15 protein-coding genes and 1 pseudogene are annotated in these 18178 nt (G+C 73.0%); 7 read left to right on the top strand and 9 right to left on the bottom strand.

All coding sequences use genetic code 11. The features are described from left to right. Positions 1-97: 97 nt before the first annotated feature. From ACI2K4_RS28215 to ACI2K4_RS28195, 5 genes are all read right to left on the bottom strand, one after another. Positions 98-403: a hypothetical protein gene (locus ACI2K4_RS28215; protein ID WP_404515669.1), complete on the bottom strand. Its 306-nt coding sequence runs from the start codon at positions 401-403 to the stop codon at positions 98-100. Positions 404-461: 58 nt separating this feature from the next. Beyond that, positions 462-929: a DUF948 domain-containing protein gene (locus ACI2K4_RS28210; RefSeq protein WP_404515667.1), complete on the bottom strand. Its 468-nt coding sequence runs from the start codon at positions 927-929 to the stop codon at positions 462-464. A 159-nt stretch (positions 930-1088) separates the two neighbouring features. Further along, a complete protein-coding gene (locus ACI2K4_RS28205) occupies positions 1089-1733 on the bottom strand; it encodes a hypothetical protein (RefSeq protein ID WP_404515695.1) in 645 nt (214 codons plus the stop codon). A gap of 2462 nt (positions 1734-4195) precedes the next feature. Then, positions 4196-5695 (bottom strand): replication-associated recombination protein A, encoded by a 1500-nt coding sequence (locus ACI2K4_RS28200; protein WP_404515665.1) that lies wholly within the window; start codon positions 5693-5695, stop codon positions 4196-4198. Positions 5696-5769: 74 nt separating this feature from the next. Beyond that, complete coding sequence (locus ACI2K4_RS28195) at positions 5770-5976, bottom strand: hypothetical protein (protein ID WP_404515663.1); 207 nt, start codon at positions 5974-5976, stop codon at positions 5770-5772. Between the two features lie 106 nt (positions 5977-6082). Here ACI2K4_RS28195 and ACI2K4_RS28190 point away from each other — a divergent pair. Continuing rightward, positions 6083-6748 (top strand): annotated as a pseudogene (locus tag ACI2K4_RS28190) (GNAT family N-acetyltransferase); the annotation flags it as partial. A gap of 17 nt (positions 6749-6765) precedes the next feature. Here the strand turns inward: ACI2K4_RS28190 and ACI2K4_RS28185 are convergent. From ACI2K4_RS28185 to aspS, 4 genes are all read right to left on the bottom strand, one after another. Next, complete coding sequence (locus ACI2K4_RS28185) at positions 6766-8181, bottom strand: MFS transporter (protein WP_404515661.1); 1416 nt, start codon at positions 8179-8181, stop codon at positions 6766-6768. Then, positions 8178-8870 carry a winged helix-turn-helix domain-containing protein gene (locus tag ACI2K4_RS28180; RefSeq protein WP_404515659.1) on the bottom strand — a complete coding sequence of 231 codons (693 nt, stop codon included), beginning with the start codon at positions 8868-8870 and terminating at the stop codon, positions 8178-8180. Before ACI2K4_RS28180 ends, ACI2K4_RS28185 begins: the two co-directional genes overlap by 4 nt. Before the next feature lie 114 nt (positions 8871-8984). Continuing rightward, positions 8985-9806: an SDR family oxidoreductase gene (locus tag ACI2K4_RS28175; RefSeq protein WP_404515657.1), complete on the bottom strand. Its 822-nt coding sequence runs from the start codon at positions 9804-9806 to the stop codon at positions 8985-8987. A 4-nt stretch (positions 9807-9810) separates the two neighbouring features. After that, the gene (gene aspS / locus ACI2K4_RS28170; RefSeq protein ID WP_404515655.1) at positions 9811-11619 is read right to left on the bottom strand and encodes an aspartate--tRNA ligase; all 1809 of its coding nucleotides are present in this window, start codon (positions 11617-11619) and stop codon (positions 9811-9813) included. A gap of 456 nt (positions 11620-12075) precedes the next feature. Here aspS and ACI2K4_RS28165 point away from each other — a divergent pair, with 456 nt between their 5' ends. Genes ACI2K4_RS28165 through ACI2K4_RS28140 form a run of 6 tightly spaced genes read left to right on the top strand, consistent with a single transcriptional unit; the run spans position 12076 to position 17925 of the window. Continuing rightward, a complete protein-coding gene (locus ACI2K4_RS28165) occupies positions 12076-13638 on the top strand; it encodes an ABC transporter substrate-binding protein (protein ID WP_404515653.1) in 1563 nt (520 codons plus the stop codon). Positions 13639-13651: 13 nt separating this feature from the next. Then, complete coding sequence (locus ACI2K4_RS28160; protein ID WP_404515651.1) at positions 13652-14602, top strand: ABC transporter permease; 951 nt, start codon at positions 13652-13654, stop codon at positions 14600-14602. Then, the gene (locus tag ACI2K4_RS28155) at positions 14599-15501 is read left to right on the top strand and encodes an ABC transporter permease (protein WP_404515649.1); all 903 of its coding nucleotides are present in this window, start codon (positions 14599-14601) and stop codon (positions 15499-15501) included. Before ACI2K4_RS28160 ends, ACI2K4_RS28155 begins: the two co-directional genes overlap by 4 nt. Beyond that, positions 15498-16319 carry an ATP-binding cassette domain-containing protein gene (locus ACI2K4_RS28150; protein ID WP_404515647.1) on the top strand — a complete coding sequence of 274 codons (822 nt, stop codon included), beginning with the start codon at positions 15498-15500 and terminating at the stop codon, positions 16317-16319. Before ACI2K4_RS28155 ends, ACI2K4_RS28150 begins: the two co-directional genes overlap by 4 nt. Beyond that, a complete protein-coding gene (locus ACI2K4_RS28145) occupies positions 16316-17140 on the top strand; it encodes an ABC transporter ATP-binding protein (protein WP_404515645.1) in 825 nt (274 codons plus the stop codon). Before ACI2K4_RS28150 ends, ACI2K4_RS28145 begins: the two co-directional genes overlap by 4 nt. Beyond that, a complete protein-coding gene (locus ACI2K4_RS28140) occupies positions 17137-17925 on the top strand; it encodes a DUF1684 domain-containing protein (protein WP_404515643.1) in 789 nt (262 codons plus the stop codon). Before ACI2K4_RS28145 ends, ACI2K4_RS28140 begins: the two co-directional genes overlap by 4 nt. Positions 17926-18178: the final 253 nt, after the last annotated feature.

Below are 18178 nucleotides of genomic sequence, written 5' to 3'. Positions count from 1 at the left end.
TTCGGATCGTTGATGGCGGGCAGCGGAGCGGACGGCACCACGGTATGGCCATTCGCCGCGAAATGCGCCAGGTACCGCCGCTTGATCTCCGCCGTTTTCATCGGGAGCCATCCTCCGGGAAAATCTCGTGATCGCCGATCCGCGGGTCCCCGCGCAGGTCGGCAAACTGGTCGTCGAACGTCACGCCCTCGGCGAACGCCTCGTGGATCTGCTGCTCACGTTCGGCCATGCCGGCCCGAACGTCGTCGATGAAGCTACGGAACGACTCGACCGCGCCGCCAGCGGACTCGGACAGCGACGTGGCGATGCCACCCGGTGTGTACGACTGCGCCTTCTGGGTCACCTTCCGGACGACCAGCGCCCCGACGGCGAGCCCGATGCCCAGCCAGAGCAAACGCCTCATGGCCCTATCCTCTCTCCCCGGTCCGGCGACGCCGGCACCAGGTCGGTGGCGCTCGCGGTCAGTGGCCCTCGCCGCGCTTGGCCGCCCGGCGCTGCTGCTTGAGCGTGGCGCGTACCTCGCGGTCCTCCTCCGCGTTACGGCGGGCAGCCGCCGCCTTACGTACGCCGTAGCCGAAGGCGGCGACCTTGACCAGCGGGTTCGCCGCGGCGGCGGAGACGACGGTGGCGAGGTTGGCGACGTTCGCGGTGACGTTCTGCGCGTGGCCGGTCATCGTGTCGATCTTGGCGAGCTGGATGTTCACCCCGTCCAGCGAGGTGTGCACCTGGGTGAGAGCGACGTTCACGTTCTCGATCGTGGCGTTCGCGTTGCCCAGCAGCGGCGCCGTACGGTCGTTCAGGTCGTTAATCGCCCGGGTCGCGGCGTCGACCGTGTGCCGCAGCCGCAGGATGGGCACGATCAGCGCGCCCACCAGCAGCAGGAACGCCCCCGCGGCAACGAGCGCGGCGATCTGTCCAAGGGAATACACCCGTGTTCTCCTCTACCGAACCGTCTTACCGGACGTCGTCGTGGGCATGGCCGCCGCTACCTAGGCGCGGTACGCCAGCGGTAGGCAAAGCGGCACCGGGCACGTAACAGCGCACTCCGTACCAACAGGCAGACCCTACCGTCCGTGACGAGACCCGTCTCACGACGGTGGGGCGGTGAGCCCGCTGAGCGGATCGTCGGTCAGGATCGGATCGGGATCCTCACCGGTGAGCGACGGGTCCGTACTCGGCTGCGGCTTGAGTCGTTCGTCGTCGATCGCGTTCCGTACCTTGATCGACACCACCGCGCCGTCGCAGGCCGGCGGCTCCGCGCCGGGTGAGACCGGCGCCCCCTCCTCATCGGCCGGTGGTTCGACGGTCGGGCGCCCGGCGAGCGGATCGGTGGTGCAGGTGGGCGGCCGGACCCACAGGTCCAGGGTCAACTCGTCTCGCCGCCAGCAGGTGTAGTGCCCCTCGACCTTCTGCTCCGGACAGGGCTTGACCTGCCAGGTCTTCCAGCCGTCATCGGTGAGCGCCTGCTGGTACGCCTGCGCGGTCTGGTCCGCGCCCTGCTCGGACTCGACGGTCCGCTCCCGGAACCGGCACTCGTACAGGCACCACCGGCTGCCGTACACGTCGTCCTCGACCTGGGTCGCGGCCCACTGCGGCACGCTCAGCGCGTCGAGCGCGCTGAAGACCGGGTCACGGGTCGCGGCCCGGATGCCGAAGAAGAGCGGCAGCGCCCCCAGCACCAGCAGGGTGGCCAGGACCAGCGCCGCCACCTTCAGCCGACGCTTCTCCCGCATCTGCCGCCGGATCTCGGACCGGGGTTCGCGGATCTCCCCGGTGCCCGTGGTCGCGGGTCCGTCGAGCGCACCGTCGTCGTCTCCCGCCGGGCCGCCGGAGGCCGACACCCGCCCGGGTACGGCAGCCGACCGCACCAGGGCGTTGCCGGCCGGTACGACCGCAGCCTTCGCCACCGTTCCCGGGTTCGCCTCGCCCATCGGGCGCGGCCCACCCTGGCTGGGCCCACCCATCGGGTTCGCGCCCATCGGGTTCGGCCCACCGGGCGGCCCCGGCTGGTGGCTTCCCGGCTGGTTCGGTGCGCCGGTCGGCGTGGGCGCGGTTACCGACGCCGCTCCGGCGACCGGGACGGAGGCGGCGCCACGGCCCGCCTGAGCCGGGCCGGCGCCACGCGCGGGCGGCATCGCACCGGCGGGTCCCATCGGCCCGCCCGGCGGCATTAGACCGGCCGGCGGCATCGGGCCAGCCGGCGGCATGGCCCCGGTCGGTGGCACCGGACCAGCCGGCGGCATCCCACCGGCCGGCGGCACCGGACCGGGTCCGGACGGACGGGGTGGCCTTCCCGGGGCCTGCGCCGGGAACTGCGGTGAAGTCGGAGGGCCGCCGACGGTCGCGCGTCCCGGCCGATCCGTCGGTTCGGTGACCGGCGGCACCACGGCGGCACCACGTGGGCCGGCGGATCCGGGCTGCGGCGGGACGGCGCCCGGCGCTCCCGGGACAACGGCACGGCCGGCGCCACGGGGGTCGCCGGTCACGTCGCCCCGGCCACGCTCCGGGCCTCCCCCGGGCGGGCCGGCCGGTCGGGCCGGCGGGAAACCGGGGCCAGCCGGATCCACCGGCGGCCGACCGACCGTCGGCGGGGCATCGACCGGGGCGGAGCGGCGGGGACGGAGTTCGGGCCCGACCGGTGGCCGGGGACCCTCTCGACCCGGAGGAGTTGGCTCGGTCGGGGGACGCTCACCCGGCGCCCACTCACCACGACCCCGCGTACCCTGCGTCGGCTGAGCGCCAACCGGTGCGGTCGGGGCCGGTCCCCCGGCCGGACCGAAGCCCTCGCCGACGCCGGCCGGGCCACCGGCGCCGCCCGCCGGACCGCCCGGGACCCGTGCGTTGCCACCGGTGGCGCCGGCAGGACGTACGGCCCGTTCGCCCCGGGTGGGTCGCCCCACCCAGTCGGCCGGACGGGCCGTACGGTTGCCGCCGGTCGCCTCGCCCAACGCGTCCGGCGGACGGACCGCCGCCGCGCCGGTGGCTGCCGACGGTGGCAACGGTGGGGCGTTGCCGGACCGAGGAACCCCGGGAACGCCCTGGTCGGCGCCCCTCGATGCTCTCGGGTCGGAAGGATCGACCATGCCCCGACCGCGCGGGTCGGTGGGATCGACCATGCCCCGACCACGCGGGTCGGTGGCGTCAGCACTCCGCCGCCCGCGAGGCTCCTCCGGTTCGGCGCTCCGCCGCCCGCGAGGCTCGTCCGGTTCGGCGCTCCGCCGCCCGCGAGGCGGCTCCGTGGGCTCGGCACTACGACGACCACGCGGCTCGACCGCATCCGTGGGCTCGGCACTACGACGACCACGCGGCTCGTCCGGGTCGGCGATCGCCCGACCGCGCGGATCCGTGGCGTCCCGGGGTGGGCCGGGCTGCTCGGGGCGCCCGGTGGCGGGGCCTCCGGGCACCGGCGGGGTGGCAACGGCGCTGCGCCGTCCGGTCGGCGGCTGCTCGGTGGGGAGCCTCCGGGGCATCTCGGCCGGTGCTCCGTGCCGAGGTTGCGGCTCACGTCCCTGCGGCGGCGTCGGGGTGCCGTGCCGTCCCGACGGCGGATCGCCGACCGGCGGCTCCGGGCGGCGGAAGGCGTCCGGCTCCGCCGGCCGGTTCTCTCCGTGCCGTCCGGCCGGTGCCGACGGCGGTGGGTCCATCGGTCGCCGGTCGAGTGGCGGCGGGGTCCAGCCCCCGCTCGTGTTCGGGTCAGCGGGCGGCGCGGGCGGAACCGCCGCCGAGGCACGTTCGGCACGAGCCGGGTCGGGTCCGGTCAGCGGGTGCCCGACCGGGGGCACCACGGCGGCACGGCGTACCGGCGGTGGGTTGTCGGCGGCACCGAAGTCGGCGCCGCCGGCCGGTCCGACACCCCGGCCACCCGGTGGTTCGCCCGGCCCCGGCTCGCGGGGTCCGGGAGCCGCACGTCCGGGAGCCGCGTCACGCGGTCCGGGAGCCGCGTCACGCGGTCCGGGAGCCGCGTCACGCGGTCCGGGCGCGGCGGGTCCGCCCCCGGCCGCCACGCCGCCCGGCCCCAGGTCGGTCTGCTGCTGCTTGGCCGTACGCAGGTCGGCGATCCAGCCGAGTTCCTCGCCGCTGACCTCCGGCTCCTCGGCCACGCTCTCGGACTTGCCCCGGCCCCAGCGTCGCCGCGTGGATCGAGGTTCCCGTTGCTCCTCAGTGCCGTCCTCGGGCAGGTCGGAACCGCGCGATTTCACTGGTGATCCTCCCCGGCAGGCGTGCTGCCGTCGTCTTGCGCCGCCCGGTCCGCGACGGTGCCGGTGGCCGTGCTGGCGCTGTTGCCGGTGGCCGCGCCGGTCCTCGCCGAAGCCGGAACGGGCGTGCCCCGGACGATTCCGCGCAGCAGCGGCAACCGGGTGGCCACCGCTCGTTCCGCGCCGTGTCCGGTCGGCCGGTAGTAGTCGACCCCGACCAGGTCGTCCGGGGCGTACTGCTGGGTGACGACGCCCCGCTGGTCGTCGTGCGGGTAGCGGTAGCCGGTGCCGTGGCCGAGGCCGCGCGAGCCCGGGTAGTGGGCGTCGCGCAGCGAGCGCGGTACCGCCCCGCCCCTACCGGCCCGGACGTCCCCGCTGGCCGCGCCGATTGCCGTGGTGACCGCGTTGGACTTCGGTGCGGTGGCCATGTGGATCACCGCTTGGGCCAGGTTGAGCTGGACCTCGGGCAGGCCGACGTACTCGACGGCCTGGGCGGCGGCGGTGGCGACGCTCAACGCGGTCGGGTCGGCCATGCCGATGTCCTCGCTCGCGAAGATCACGATCCGGCGGGCGATGAACCGGGCGTCCTCGCCGGCCACCAGCATCCGGGCCAGCCAGTGCAGCGCGGCGTCCACGTCCGAGCCGCGCATGCTCTTGATGAAGGCGCTGGTCACGTCGTAGTGGGCGTCGCCGTCCCGGTCGTAGCGGACCGCCGCCACGTCGACCGCCTGCTCGGCGGTGGCAAGATCGATCTCGGTGCCGCCCAGTGCCGCCGCCGACCCGGCCGCCGCCTCCAGCGCGGTCAGGGCCTTGCGTACGTCACCGCCGGCAAGACGTACGAGATGGTCCTCGGCCTCCGGCGCCAGGGTGAGCGTGCCGCCCAGCCCACGCTCGTCGGTCATCGCGCGGCGCAGCAGCTTGCGGACCGCCTGCTCGTCCAGCGGTTGCAGGGTGAGCAGTACGCAGCGCGACAGCAGCGGCGAGATGACCGAGAAGTACGGGTTCTCGGTGGTCGCCGCGAGCAGGGTGACCGTCCGGTCCTCGACGGCGGCGAGCAGCGAGTCCTGCTGGGTCTTGCTGAACCGGTGCACCTCGTCGATGAAGAGCACGGTCGGGCGCCCGCCGACGCGTCGGTCCCGCCGGGCGGTCTCGATCACCGCGCGGACGTCCTTGACCCCGGCGGAAAGCGCCGACATCGCCACGAACCGTCGCTCGGTGGCCCCGGCAACCAGGTGGGCGATGGTGGTCTTGCCACTGCCGGGCGGACCCCAGAGAATGACCGACATCGGCGTGCTCCCGGTCACCAGTTGGCGCAGCGGGGCACCCGGTGCCAGCAGGTGGTCCTGACCGATCAGCTCGTCCAGGCTCGCGGGCCGCATCCGGACCGGCAGCGGGGCGTCCGCGCCGGGGGCGCCGAAGCCATCGGCGGTGCCCGATCCCGTGGGCGCGGGGCGCGCCCCACCGCCACCGGTGAGGGAGAACAGACCGTCGGGCTCCATCACGAAGACATTACCGGCCCGGTCCCGAACGCTCGAAACGCGCCGATCCCGGGCCGGTTCGCGTCGGCCGACGGTCAGCCCCGACCGGGACGACGACCCCGCCAGCGCCCGCCGCCACCGCCCGGGGCGCGGCCGACACCGGCCAGGTAGAGCGCCAGGCAGAGCAGGCCGATCAGCAACAGGGTGTTCCAGTTGAACAGGTCCGGCGCGCCAAGATCGGAATCGAACAGGTCGAGCAGGAGCGCGAAGCCGAAAACGCCGGCGGCGATGTAGGCGAGCATCTCGGTCCTCCGAGGGGGTGGGGGTGGGACGACCTGGCAGTACCCCGCCGTCGTACCGGTCAATCTCCACCGTGGAACCCGAGGCCGCAGCGTTACAGTTGCCCCCATGATCACCAGAGCGACCCTGGTCGGCGGGCGGTCGGCCATCCTGGCCGCGGCCGGTGACCACCCGTACGTGCGGCTCTACGCGGGACGCGACGACGAGCTGACCGGCTACGCGGTCGACGGCGCGACGGTCTGGACCGTACCGGGGCCGCACGGACCCGCCGGGTACGCGGCCGGTGACCCCGAACCGACCGCCCGGTTGGCCGGCGAGCTGTTCCACGCCGGGGCGCTCGGCGACCTGCGCCGGCTGCACCTGCCCCGGGTGGCCGCCGACACGCTGGCGACGTACCTGGCGGTCACCCATCGCGACGACTGGGACTTTCGCTGGACGGTGACCCCGCCACCGTTCCAGCCCGGCGAGGACCGGGTGGTACGCCTCACCGCCGCCGACCACGACGCGATCGGCGACCTGGTCGAGTCGTCCTTCCCGACCAGCACCACCCGCCCCGGCGACCCCCGGGTGCGCCACTGGTACGGCATCCGCGCCGGCCGCCGCCTGGTCGCGGTCGGCGCGGACCGCAGCCGGGGCGGCACCGGTTTCCTGGCCGGGATCACCGTCGCGGTGGACGCCCGGGGGCAGGGGTTGGGTGCCGCGCTCACGGCCGCGATGACCCGCACCCTGTTCGACCGGGTGGAGGAGGTGACCCTGGGCGTGATGACCGACAACCTCGGCGCGGCCCGGCTCTACGAACGGCTCGGGTTCGCCGGCTCCACGCCGCGTACCTCGGTGGAGGTGGTGTCGACCGGGCTCCTGGGTGCGGGTACGACCGGCTGGACCGCGCCGGCCTCCGCCGCCGACGCCGTGGCCTCCGCCGCCGGCACCACCGCCGCCGCCGTGGCCTCCGTTGCCGGCACCGGCTCGGCGGATCGGCGGGCGACCCGCCACGCGGGCAGGTAGAGCGGTGCCGCCACGGCCAGCACGACCGCGCCGACCAGCATCGCCGTACTGACCGAGGTGGCGCCGGCGATGCCGGTCAGCACCACCCCGCCGAGCGCCCCGGCCGGCTGGGCGACCATCGAGTTCAGCGAGATGACGCTGGTCCGGTACGGGCCGTCGACCTGCCGGTGCAGCAGGCCCATGTGCAGCGGGTTCGACGCGCCGTGCACCAGGTAGCAGGCGAGGTAGGCGGCGATCACGCCGACCGGGCCGGCGAGCAGCCCCATCCCGACCACGGTGCCGCCCTGCACGATCCGGAGCAGGGCCGCCGTCGGTGCCACCCCGATCCGCCGGGCGACCACCGGGGCGAGTGCCGCGCCACCGGCCGAGGCCAGCCAGGCGACCGAGCCGGCGGGGCCGAGCAGCGCCGCCGCGTGGTCCGGGTCGCCGATCACCTCGGCGAGCCGGACCGGGAGCAGCGTCTCGAAGGTGATCATCCCGAACCCCCAGAAGAGTTCGACCGCGACCAGGGCGAGCAGGACCCGGGAGCGGCGCAGCAGGCCGAACGCGCCGCCGATCGCGACCGGCACCCCGCGCAGCGAGTCCCGCAGCGCGGCGGTGCCCCGGACCGGTCGCACCTCCGGCAGCAAAGTGATCACCGCGACCAGGGCGACGACCTGCAACCCGAGCGCGACCAGCACCGGTACGGTCAGCGCGCTGACCCCGCCGAGCGGGCCGAGCGCGACCAGACCGCCGCTGAGCAGCGCGCCGGCACCGATCGCCACCCCGACCACGGTGCCCCCGCCGCCGAGTCCCCGTTCCAGGTCGGCGTCCGGGTCGGCGGCGAGCATGGCGTCGACGTACCAGGAGTCGAGCGGGCCGCTGTCCAGGGCCCGGAAGACGCCCTGGAGGAGGAAGACGAGCAGCAGCAGGCCGACCGAGGCGGCGAAGGTGAGCAGGACCAGCGACCCGAGACAGAGCAGACCGGCCAGGATCAGGACGGGTTTGCGGCCGATCGCGTCGGCGAGCCCGCCGGTCGGTAGCTCCAGCACCAGGACGACCAGCCCCTGGGCCGCCGCCACCAGGCCGACCTGCGGCAGGGTGAGGCCGCGCTCCAGCAGGAGCAGGGTGGTGACCGGGATCAGCAGGCCGATCGGCAGCCAACGCAGTCCGGACAGGACCAGGTAGCGGCCGCGGGCCTGCCGCAGGGTCAGCGCGCTCATGCCCGCTCCTCGTCGCGTGTGCCGGTCTCCGGTCGCCCGGTCTCCTCCGGCCACCCGGTCTCCTCCGGTGACATCGGCGCGGGCGGACCGGCGACCCGGGGGAAGGCGTGCAGGATGAGCAGGACCTTCTCGGTCTGCTCCCCGGCCGGCGCCGGGTCGGCCAGGTAACGCTTGATCACCGTGGTCAGCTCCTGGTTGAGCTGCCTGAGCCGGTCCGGGGTGATGGTGAGCAGGCAGTCGTGGTACGCCGCAGCGTCCCGCCAGGCGTCGGACCAGTCGCGCTTGGCCGCGTTCCAGTTGGTGGCCTCTTCGGCGTAGCCGCGCACGATGAAGTCGTCGAACCACTCCGAGGCCGCCCGCGCGTCGGGATCGTCGTCGAAGTCGGTGCTGCGCCAACTGCTGCTCCGGTGCACCGACCGCCACCAGCGCTCCCGCCCCCGGCCCCGGGTCGCCTCCTCGGCCACCAGCCCGACCTCGGCGAGCTGGCGCAGGTGGTAGCTGGTGTTGCCGCTGTTGGTGCCGAGCAGGTCGGCCAGCCCGGTCGCGGTGGCCGGGCCGTCCGTACGCAGCGCGGCGAGCAGCCGGGCACGCACCGGGTGGGCCAGGGCCCGGATCTGCCGACCGTCGAGCCGGACGTTGGACCGGGGTGGGTCCGGCCGGGGCGGGGTGGAGTCGTCGGGTGGGGGCATGCATCGCAGAATAACTGTGCAGAATTCCTTTGCACAAGTACTGTGCAGAAAACTTCCGCATCAGGCTTGGCGGGTGTGCGTGCGGGGATCTAGCCCGGGTGTGCGTGCGGGGATCTAGCCGGCGAGCAGTTCGCGTACGCCGCGCAGCCGGGTTTTCAGCAGGTCGGCGGCGTGCGAGCTGTCCAGCCGGATCACGGCCGGACGGGGCACCCCGGCGTCGGCGATGGTGCCGACCGTCAACCGGGCCGGGTCCAGGCCGTACCGCCCGGCCACCAGCAGCGCCAGCTCGACCCGGCTGACCGAATCCGGGCCGGCGACGTTGAGCAGCCCGGCGTGGTCCGAGTCGACCAGCTCCAGCACCGCCGACGCCAGGTCCGACACGTCCACCGGGCAGCGGATCTCGTCGCTGAACATCCGCATCCCGGAGCCCGGGGAGAGGGCGTCGAGGCAGCGCCGGATCTGCCGGCTCCGCTCGTCGCCGACGATCAGCGAGGTACGCACCAGCGCCGCCGCCGGGGCGACCAGGCGTACCGCCGTCTCGGCCGCCGCCTTCGCCGCCCCGTACGCCATGATCGGGGTCGGCACCTCGTCGTCGCGGTACGGCTCCGCCCGCCCACCGTGCACCGCGTCGGTGGAGATGTGCACCAGCCGGGCTCCGGCTTCGGCCGATGCCAGCGCGACGTTGCCGGCCCCGTCGGCGCAGACCGCCCAGTCGCCGTACACCGAGGCGCTGTTCACCACGGCGGCCGGTCGCACCCGCCCGACCAGCGCCCGCACCGCCGCCCGGTCGCGTACGTCCAACGGCTGCCAGTCGACGCCGTCGGGCGTGCCCGGCGCCCGGTGGTAGGTGCCGACAACCGGAAGGCCAGCGGCTACCGCCCGACGGCAGAGTTCGCCGCCGAGGTAACCGCTGGCCCCGACGATCAGCAGGGTCAACGGGTCAGACCGGCTCGACCGGTGCGGCCACCCCGGCGGTGCCGGCCTGGACCGGGGTCGGCGGCTTCGGCTTGGCGTCGATGCCCGCCTCGGTCCGCTGCTGGCCGGTGATCGGGGTCGGCGCCCCGGTCAGCGGGTCGAACCCGCCCCGGGTCTTCGGGAACGCGATCACCTCGCGGATCGACTCCGCACCGGCGAGCAGCATGCAGACCCGGTCCCAGCCGAAGGCGATGCCGCCGTGCGGCGGCGGGCCGAACTTGAAGGCTTCGAGCAGGAAGCCGAACTTGTCGTTGGCCTCGTCGGGCGAGATGCCGAGCAGGTCGAAGACCCGGCTCTGCACGTCGCCCCGGTGGATACGGATCGAGCCGCCACCGATCTCGTTGCCGTTGCAGACGATGTCGTACGCGTACGCCAGGGCCCGGTCCGGCGCCTCCTCGAAGCGCGCCTCCCAGTCCGCGTTCGGCGAGGTGAACGGGTGGTGCACGGCCGTCCAGCCACCCTCGTCCGTACGCTCGAACATCGGTGCGTCCACCACCCAGCAGAACGCCCAGGCGGACTCGTCGACCAGGTTCGACCGCTTGGCGATCTCGACCCGGGCCGCGCCGAGCAGCTCCTGTGCCTCACGCTGGTTGGCGGAGGCGGCGAAGAAGACCGCGTCGCCGGGCTTGGCGCCGACCGCGTCGGCGAGCCCGCCGAGGTGCGCCTCGGAGAGGTTCTTCGCCACCGGTCCCCGGGCCTCGCCGGTTTCCGCGTCGAGCACCACGTACGCCAGCCCGCGCGCGCCGCGCGACTTGGCCCAGTCCTGCCAGCCGTCGAGCTCCTTGCGGGTCTGGCCGGCGCCACCGGGCATCACCACCGCGCCGACGTAGCCGCCCGCGTCGATCGCCCCGGCGAAGACCCGGAACTCGGTGCCGCGCAGGTAGTCGGTCAGCTCGGTCAGCTCGACCCCGTAACGCAGGTCGGGCTTGTCGGAGCCGTACCGGGACATCGCCTCGTGCCAGGTGATCCGGGGGATCGGCGAGCTGATCTCGTGTCCGGCCAGCTCGCGCCAGAGGGTGCCGACGATCGCCTCGCCGAGGTCGATCACGTCGTCCTCGGTGACGAAGGACATCTCGATGTCGAGCTGGGTGAACTCCGGCTGCCGGTCGGCGCGGAAGTCCTCGTCCCGGTAGCAGCGGGCGATCTGGTAGTAGCGCTCCATCCCGCCGACCATCAGCAACTGCTTGAAGAGCTGCGGGGACTGCGGCAGCGCGTACCACGAGCCGGGCTGGAGCCGGACCGGCACCAGGAAGTCGCGGGCGCCCTCGGGCGTCGACCGGGTCAGGGTCGGCGTCTCGATCTCCAGGAAGTCACGGTCGTGCAGCACGCCCCGGGCGAGTTGGCTGGCCTTCGAGCGCAGCCGCAGCGCGTTCGCCGGGCCGCTGCGACGCAGGTCCAGGTAGCGGTAGCGCAGCCGGACGTCGTCACCGGCGACGACCTGGTCGTCGACCGGCAGCGGCAGCGGCGCGGCCTCGGAGAGCACCACCAGCTCGGTGGCGGTGACCTCGATCTCGCCGGTCGGCAGCTCGGTGTTGTCGTTGCCCTCCGGGCGGCGGGTCACCTCGCCGGTGACCAGCACGCAGAACTCGTTGCGCAGCGCGTGGGCCGAGTCCATCCCCTCGCGGAACACGACCTGCACCACGCCGGAGGCGTCCCGCAGGTCGACGAAGATCACGCCGCCGTGGTCACGCCGGCGGGCCACCCAGCCGGCGAGCTTCACCGTGCTGCCGGCGTGCGTCGCGCGCAGGCTTCCGGCGTCATGGGTACGGATCACGACAGGGCTCTCCTCATGGGTCCAGGATGTGGCTCCTGCATTCTGTCAGGGCGGCTCGGCGTCCCAGGTGCCCTCCCCCGGACGCCCCACCCACCCCGTCCCGACCACGGGAGACGGCCTCGGCGCAACGTGGCCAAGATTACTCCGATCGGGTTGGTAGGGAATTTGCGAACCGGAGTAGGGTCCCTGGCATGAGCGTCGCGTATCCGTCCCAGTGTGCTGGGCCGATGGCCGGCGTCGCGCCGGTACGCGGCTGTTGTTGTTGTCGCTGACCGTCCCGTCGCCGACACCACGGTCCCGCCCGCCGCATTCGCGGCGATAGCGCCGGCACCACCCGGCCCATCCCCCGAACGGCGCGCACGACTTCCCCCTTCGCAGTCCGCTTCACCCCCGGTCACCCATCCCACCCGATGTTGATCTTCGCCATCGCGGTCCACCCATACCTGGAGCCAGCAGATGTCCGACCCATCCCCGGGCCGTACGCCAACCGCCCGTCACCTCCGCCGCCGGCTCGGCCTGCTCACCGCGGGCGCCGCGGTCGGCGCCCTGCTGTTGAGTGCCTGCTCCGGCGGGGGTGACGGCCCGTCCGGCGACGCCGGTGGCGCCGACCCGGACGCGACCGTCACGATCGGCTCGCTGAACGAGCCGACCACGCTCAACACCGTCAAGGGCGGCAACACCGGCCACGCCCAGGTGCTGCTGCGCAACGTGGTCGAGGGGCTGACCGTGCTGACCGACGACGGCAAGGTCGAACCGCTGCTGGCGAAGTCGTGGGACATCTCGCCGGAGGGCACCACCTACACGTTCCACCTCCAGCCCGGCGTGACCTTCTCCGACGGCACGCCGCTCAAGGCCGCCGACGTGGTGACCACGCTCAAGCGGGTCACCTCGGACGAGTCGACCAGCGCCCGCAAGAAGGACCTCTCGGTGATGAAGACGATCGAGGCACCGGACGACGGCACGGTGAAGATCGAACTCAGCCAGCGGTCACAGTCGTTCCTGTTCTACCTGACCGCCACCGGGGCGGCGGTGACCAAGCCCGGCGCCGGCAACCCGGAGACGACCGTGGTCGGGACCGGCCCGTACACGGTGGGGACCTGGAAGCAGGGCGACTCGATCAACCTGGTCCGCAACGACAGATACTGGGGCACGGCGCCGAAGAACAAGGAGGTGGTCTACCGCTTCTTCAAGGACACCACCGCCGAGAACAACGCCCTGCTCGCCGGCCAGCTCGACCTGGTGACCCAGGTGACCTCCCCGGACGTGCTCGCCCAGTTCGAGAACCGGCCCGAGTTCACCGTCGTCGAGGGCACCTCGACCACCAAGGAACTGTTCAACTTCAACGACTCCGTCGCCCCGTTCGACAACGTGGACGTACGCAGGGCGATCCGGCAGGCGACCGACCGCAAGGCGCTGCTCAACGCCGTCTGGGCCGAGCGCGGCCAGATCCTGGGCTCGATGGTGCCGCCGACCGACCCCTGGTACGAGGACCTGACCAGCATCGACGACCACGACGTCGAGGGCGCCAAGCGGTTGCTGGCCAAGGCCGGTCTTGCCGGCGGGCTGTCGTTCACCGTGGACTACGTGCCGTCGGACTCGATCAACATCGTGGCGCAGGGGCTGAAGAGCCAGCTCGCCCAGGCCGGCATCACCATCACGCTGAACCCGATCGACGACGCCACCTGGACCGACAAGGTCTACAAGAACCACAACTTCCAGGCCACGATCATGACCCACGTCAACCAGCGCGACCTGGTCTGGTACGGCGACCCGGACTTCTACTGGCAGTACGACAACCCGCAGGTCCAGCAGTGGGTGAAGCAGTCCGAGACGGCCGCCACCCCGGCCGAGCAGACCGAGCTGCTGAAGAAGGTCGCCCGACAGATCTCCGAGGACGCGGCGAGCGACTGGCTCTACCTCGACCCGGCGATCAAGGTCGCCTCCAGCGCGGTCAGCGGCTACCAGAAGAACCTCACCACGGACAGCTTCTATGTCGCCCCGATCAGCAAGCAGCGCTGATTCCCCGTCCGGCATGTTCCGATACCTGCTGCGTCGGCTCGGCTGGCTGGTCGGCTCCCTCTTCCTCGCCGGCTCGGCGGTCTTCTTCCTGCTCCGGGTCCTCCCCGGTGACCCGGCCGTCACCCTGCTCGCGGTCGGCTCGCCACCGGAGCAGATCGAGGCGATCCGGCGCCAGCTCGGCACCGACCGACCACTGCTGGAGCAGTACGGCGACTGGTTCGGCGGGCTGCTCACCGGCCACCTCGGCGACAGCCTGTTCACCCGTACGCCGGTGCTGGACCAGATCGTCGACCGGTTGCCGGTCACGTTGCCGCTGGCCCTGAGCGCGTTCGTGGCCTCGATCCTGGTCGCCGTACCGGTCGGGGTCTTCGCCGCGCTCCGTCGCCGGCACGCCGCCGGGCTGGCCGTCTCCGGCCTGGCCCAGCTCGGCATCGCGCTGCCGATCTTCTGGGTCGGCATCGTGGTGGTCTGGCTGGTCGCCGTCCAGTGGCGGCTGCTACCGCCCGGCGGCTTCCCCCGCGACGGCTGGCAGGAGCCGGGCGACGCCGTACGGTCGCTGGTCCTGCCGGTGGTCACGCTGACCGTCGCCCAGGCGTCGCTGCTGGTCCGGTACGTCCGCTCGGCCACCCTCGACGTGCTCGGCCAGGAGTACATCCGGAACGCCCGGTCGCTCGGCTACAGCCTGCCCCGGGCGCTGTGGCGGCACGGCCTGCGCAACGGCGCCGCCCCGGTGGTGAACGTGCTCGGCGTGCTGCTCGCCGGGTCGCTGCTCGGCACCGTCGTGATCGAGAGCGTCTTCGCCCTGCCCGGCCTCGGCAGCCTGCTGCTGGCCAGCGTGAAGTCCCGGGACCTGCCGGTGGTGCAGGGCACGGTCTTCCTGATGACCGCGACCGTGTTGCTGCTCGGACTCGCCGTGGACCTGGTCCAGCGGCTCATCGACCCCCGACTGCGAGGGCAGGCGTGACCGTACCGTTGCTGGAACCCACCACCGCGACGCCGGAAGCCCCGGTCGCGGCCGGTCGTCGCGCGCGCCGGGGCTGGTCGCCGTCGTTGGTCGCCGGGGCCGTCCTGCTCGGCCTGATCCTGGCGCTCGCCCTGGTCAGCCTGGTCTGGACACCGTACGCGCTGGACCAGGCCACCCCCGGCGGCCGGCTCGCCGGCCCGTCGGCGGAGCACTGGGCCGGCACCGACCGGCTCGGCCGGGACCAGTTCACCCAGCTCATGCTCGGGGCGCGGACCGCCGTCTGGGTCGGCACCGCATCGGTCGCGGTGGCGTTCGCGCTCGGCCTGCCGCTCGGCCTGCTCGCCGCCTCGGCCGGGCGGATCGCCGACGACGCGGTGATCGGCGTGGTCGACATCCTGATCGCCTTCCCGACCCTGCTCCTCGCCATGCTGCTGGTCACCGTCTACGGCGCGTCGACCCTGGTGGCGATCGTCGCGATCGGGGTCGGGGTGAGCGCCGAGGTGGCCCGGCTGACCCGGATCTCGGCCAGCCGGATCTTCACCCAGGACTACGTGCTGGCGGCCCGGACCTCCGGCACCGGCCCGATCATGATCCTGTTCCGGCACGTGCTGCCGAACATCTGGCACACCCTGCTGGTCCAGGCCACGCTCGCGTTCGGGATCGCGGTGATCGCCGAGGCGTCGCTGTCGTACCTCGGTCTCGGCACGCCGCCACCAGCCCCGTCCTGGGGTCGGATGCTCCAGGAGGCCCAGCCGACGGTGAGCGTCGCGCCGTGGAACGTACTGCTGCCCGGTTTCGCGGTCGCGGTCGCGGTGATCGGCGTCAACCTGCTCGGCGACGGCCTGCGCGAAACCCTCGACCCGCAACTGCGGCGGGCACGGCGGGCGGTGGCCCGATGAGCGCGATCCTCACCGCCGAAGGGCTCAGCGTCACCCTCGACGACCGTCCGCTGGTCCGGGACATGAACCTCGACCTCACCGCCCGGGACCGGGTCGGTCTGATCGGCGAGTCCGGCTCGGGCAAGTCGCTCACCGCGCTCGCCCTGCTCGGCCTGCTGCCCGAGGGCATGCGGGTGAGCGGGCGGATCACCGTCGACGGCCGGGACCTGGTCGGCGCACCGGACCGCGACTGGCGACGGGTACGCGGAAACACCGTCAGCCTGGTCTTCCAGGAACCGCTGACCGCACTCGACCCGCTGATGCCGGTCGGCCGCCAGGTCGCCGGCCCGCTCCGGCTGCACCAGGGGCTCAACCGCTCCGACGCGCAGGCGCGGGCGGTCGAGTGGGTGGGACGGGTCGGGCTGCCCGACCCGGAACGCCTGGTCCGGGCCCTGCCGCACCAGATCTCCGGCGGCCAGCGGCAACGGGTCGCGCTGGCGATGGCACTGGCCTGCCGGCCGAGGGTGCTGATCGCCGACGAGCCGACCACCGCGCTGGACGTGACCGTGCAGGCGCAGATCCTCGACCTGCTCGACGAACTGATCGAGGAGACCTCGGTGGCCCTGTTGTTCATCAGCCACGACCTGCCGGTGGTGGCCCGGTTGGCGCAACGCCTGATCGTGATGCGCGACGGCCGGGTGGAGGAGTCCGGCGCGACCCATGACGTGCTGCGTCGCCCCCGGTCGGCGTACGCCCGGCAGTTGGTGTCGAGCGCGGCCCAGGTGACCCGCCTGACCACCGGTTCGTTGGTGTCGACCGACGGGACGGTCCGCGAATGAGCGCGCAACTGCTCGCCGGCACCGGGTTGACCCGGCAGTACCCGGGGCGGCCCCGGCCGGCGCTCGACCGGGTGGACGTCACCGTCGACAGTGGCGTCAGCCTCGGCATCGTCGGTGAATCCGGGGCGGGCAAGAGCACCCTGCTCCGGCTCCTGCTCGGGGTCGACCGGCCGAGTTCGGGCACGGTCTCCTTCGGCGGCCAGCCGTTGGCGCGGGTGCCCCGGCACGACTTCCGGCGCCAGGTGCAGGTGGTCTTCCAGGACCCGCGCTCGTCGCTGAACCCCCGGATGACGGTCGCCTCGATCGTCGCCGAACCGCTGCGCTCGCTGAAGATCGGCAACGGTCGGGCGGACCGGGCCGACCGGGTCGCCGAGGTGCTCACCTCGGTCGGGCTGAGCCCGGACGACGGGCGGCGCTACCCGCACGAGTTCTCCGGCGGGCAGCGGCAGCGGATCGCCATCGCCCGCGCACTCGCCCCGTCGCCGAGACTGCTGCTCGCCGACGAACCGGTCAGCGCGCTCGACGTCTCCGTACGTCTCCAGATCCTCGACCTGCTGCGCGGGCTGGTCGACACCCTCGGCCTGACCCTGGTGCTGGTCTCGCACGACCTGGCCATCGTCAGCCAGCTCTGCCAACGGGTGACGGTGATGCGGCACGGCCGGGTGGTCGAGTCCGGTCCGACCGCCACCGTGCTGGAGCGCCCGACGCAGGACTACACCCGCGCGCTGCTGGCCGCGATCCCGCGACTACCCGCCGACCTGGCTGTCCCCCTCGGGGACGCGGCGGCACTTCCGACGATCCGAACCGAGGAGACCGCATGACCGCCGAGGCCACCCTGAGCAGCGACAACTTCGCCGACGAGTGGCGGCGCTGGCACAACCAGCGACAGATCACGGTCTCCTCCCCCGGCGGTGACCTGACCCTGACCGGCACCCACTGGATCTCCGACGGCACCGTCGTCGAGGACGTGCCGGGACGCTGGAGCGTGGAAAACGGTGTGGTCCGGGTCAGCGACGCCGAGGGGTTGACCGTCGACGGCGAGCCGGTCACCGAGGCGGTCATCCGGGACGGGCAGTGGCTCGCCGTCGGTGAGGTGGCGCTGGTCATCATCCGCCGGGGCGACGACACCGCCGTACGCACCTACGACCCGCACTCGGAGGCGGTGCGGAGCTTCGACGGCATCGACGCGTTCGCCCCCGACCCGGCCTGGGTGGTGACCGCCGACTTCCGGCCGGCGAAGGTGGACACCACCGAGCACATCGTGCACACCAACTCGGGGCGCGAGGTCGACTACCAGGTCATCGGCACGTTCTCGTTCGCGGTCGACGGGCACGAGGTGGAGATGGTCGGGCTGGACACCGGCCACGTGGGCGAAGCGCACCTCACCTTCCGCGACGCGACCAGCGGCAAGCAGTCGTACGCCGCCTCGCGCTTCCTCTTCGTCCCGCTGCCGACCGGTCCCGGCCCGGTGACGCTGGACTTCAACCGGGTCGAACTGCCCCCGTGCGCCTTCTCCGACGCCTTCATCTGCCCGCTCCCGCCCCGGCAGAACATCCTCCCCTTTCCCGTCGAAGCCGGCGAGCGCCAGTTGCGTGTCGCCCCTTGATCGTTCGGGCAGCGGGATGGTTTGTGTGATGCGTTGATTTCGTACATGGAATTTCATGTAGTCACACGTTCTTTGATGTACGCGTCCATCAACTGTGTGACGCCTCAGCTCGTTCGCCCCGGTTGACCATGCCGGGCAAGGCGACGGCCGCCAAAAAGCATGAAGCCCGAATAGTTCAAGCCTGCCGAGTCATCAGAACGGCAGACCAGGGCCAGGGTTGGAACGACGGCTCCAGCCGAGGAACCTGTCGAAG

Source organism: Micromonospora sp. NPDC050397, from assembly GCF_044901685.1.
Taxonomy (GTDB): domain Bacteria; phylum Actinomycetota; class Actinomycetes; order Mycobacteriales; family Micromonosporaceae; genus Micromonospora_G.
Note: the sequence above shows the minus strand (reverse complement) of the source record. Positions and strands in the feature narration are given on the sequence as shown.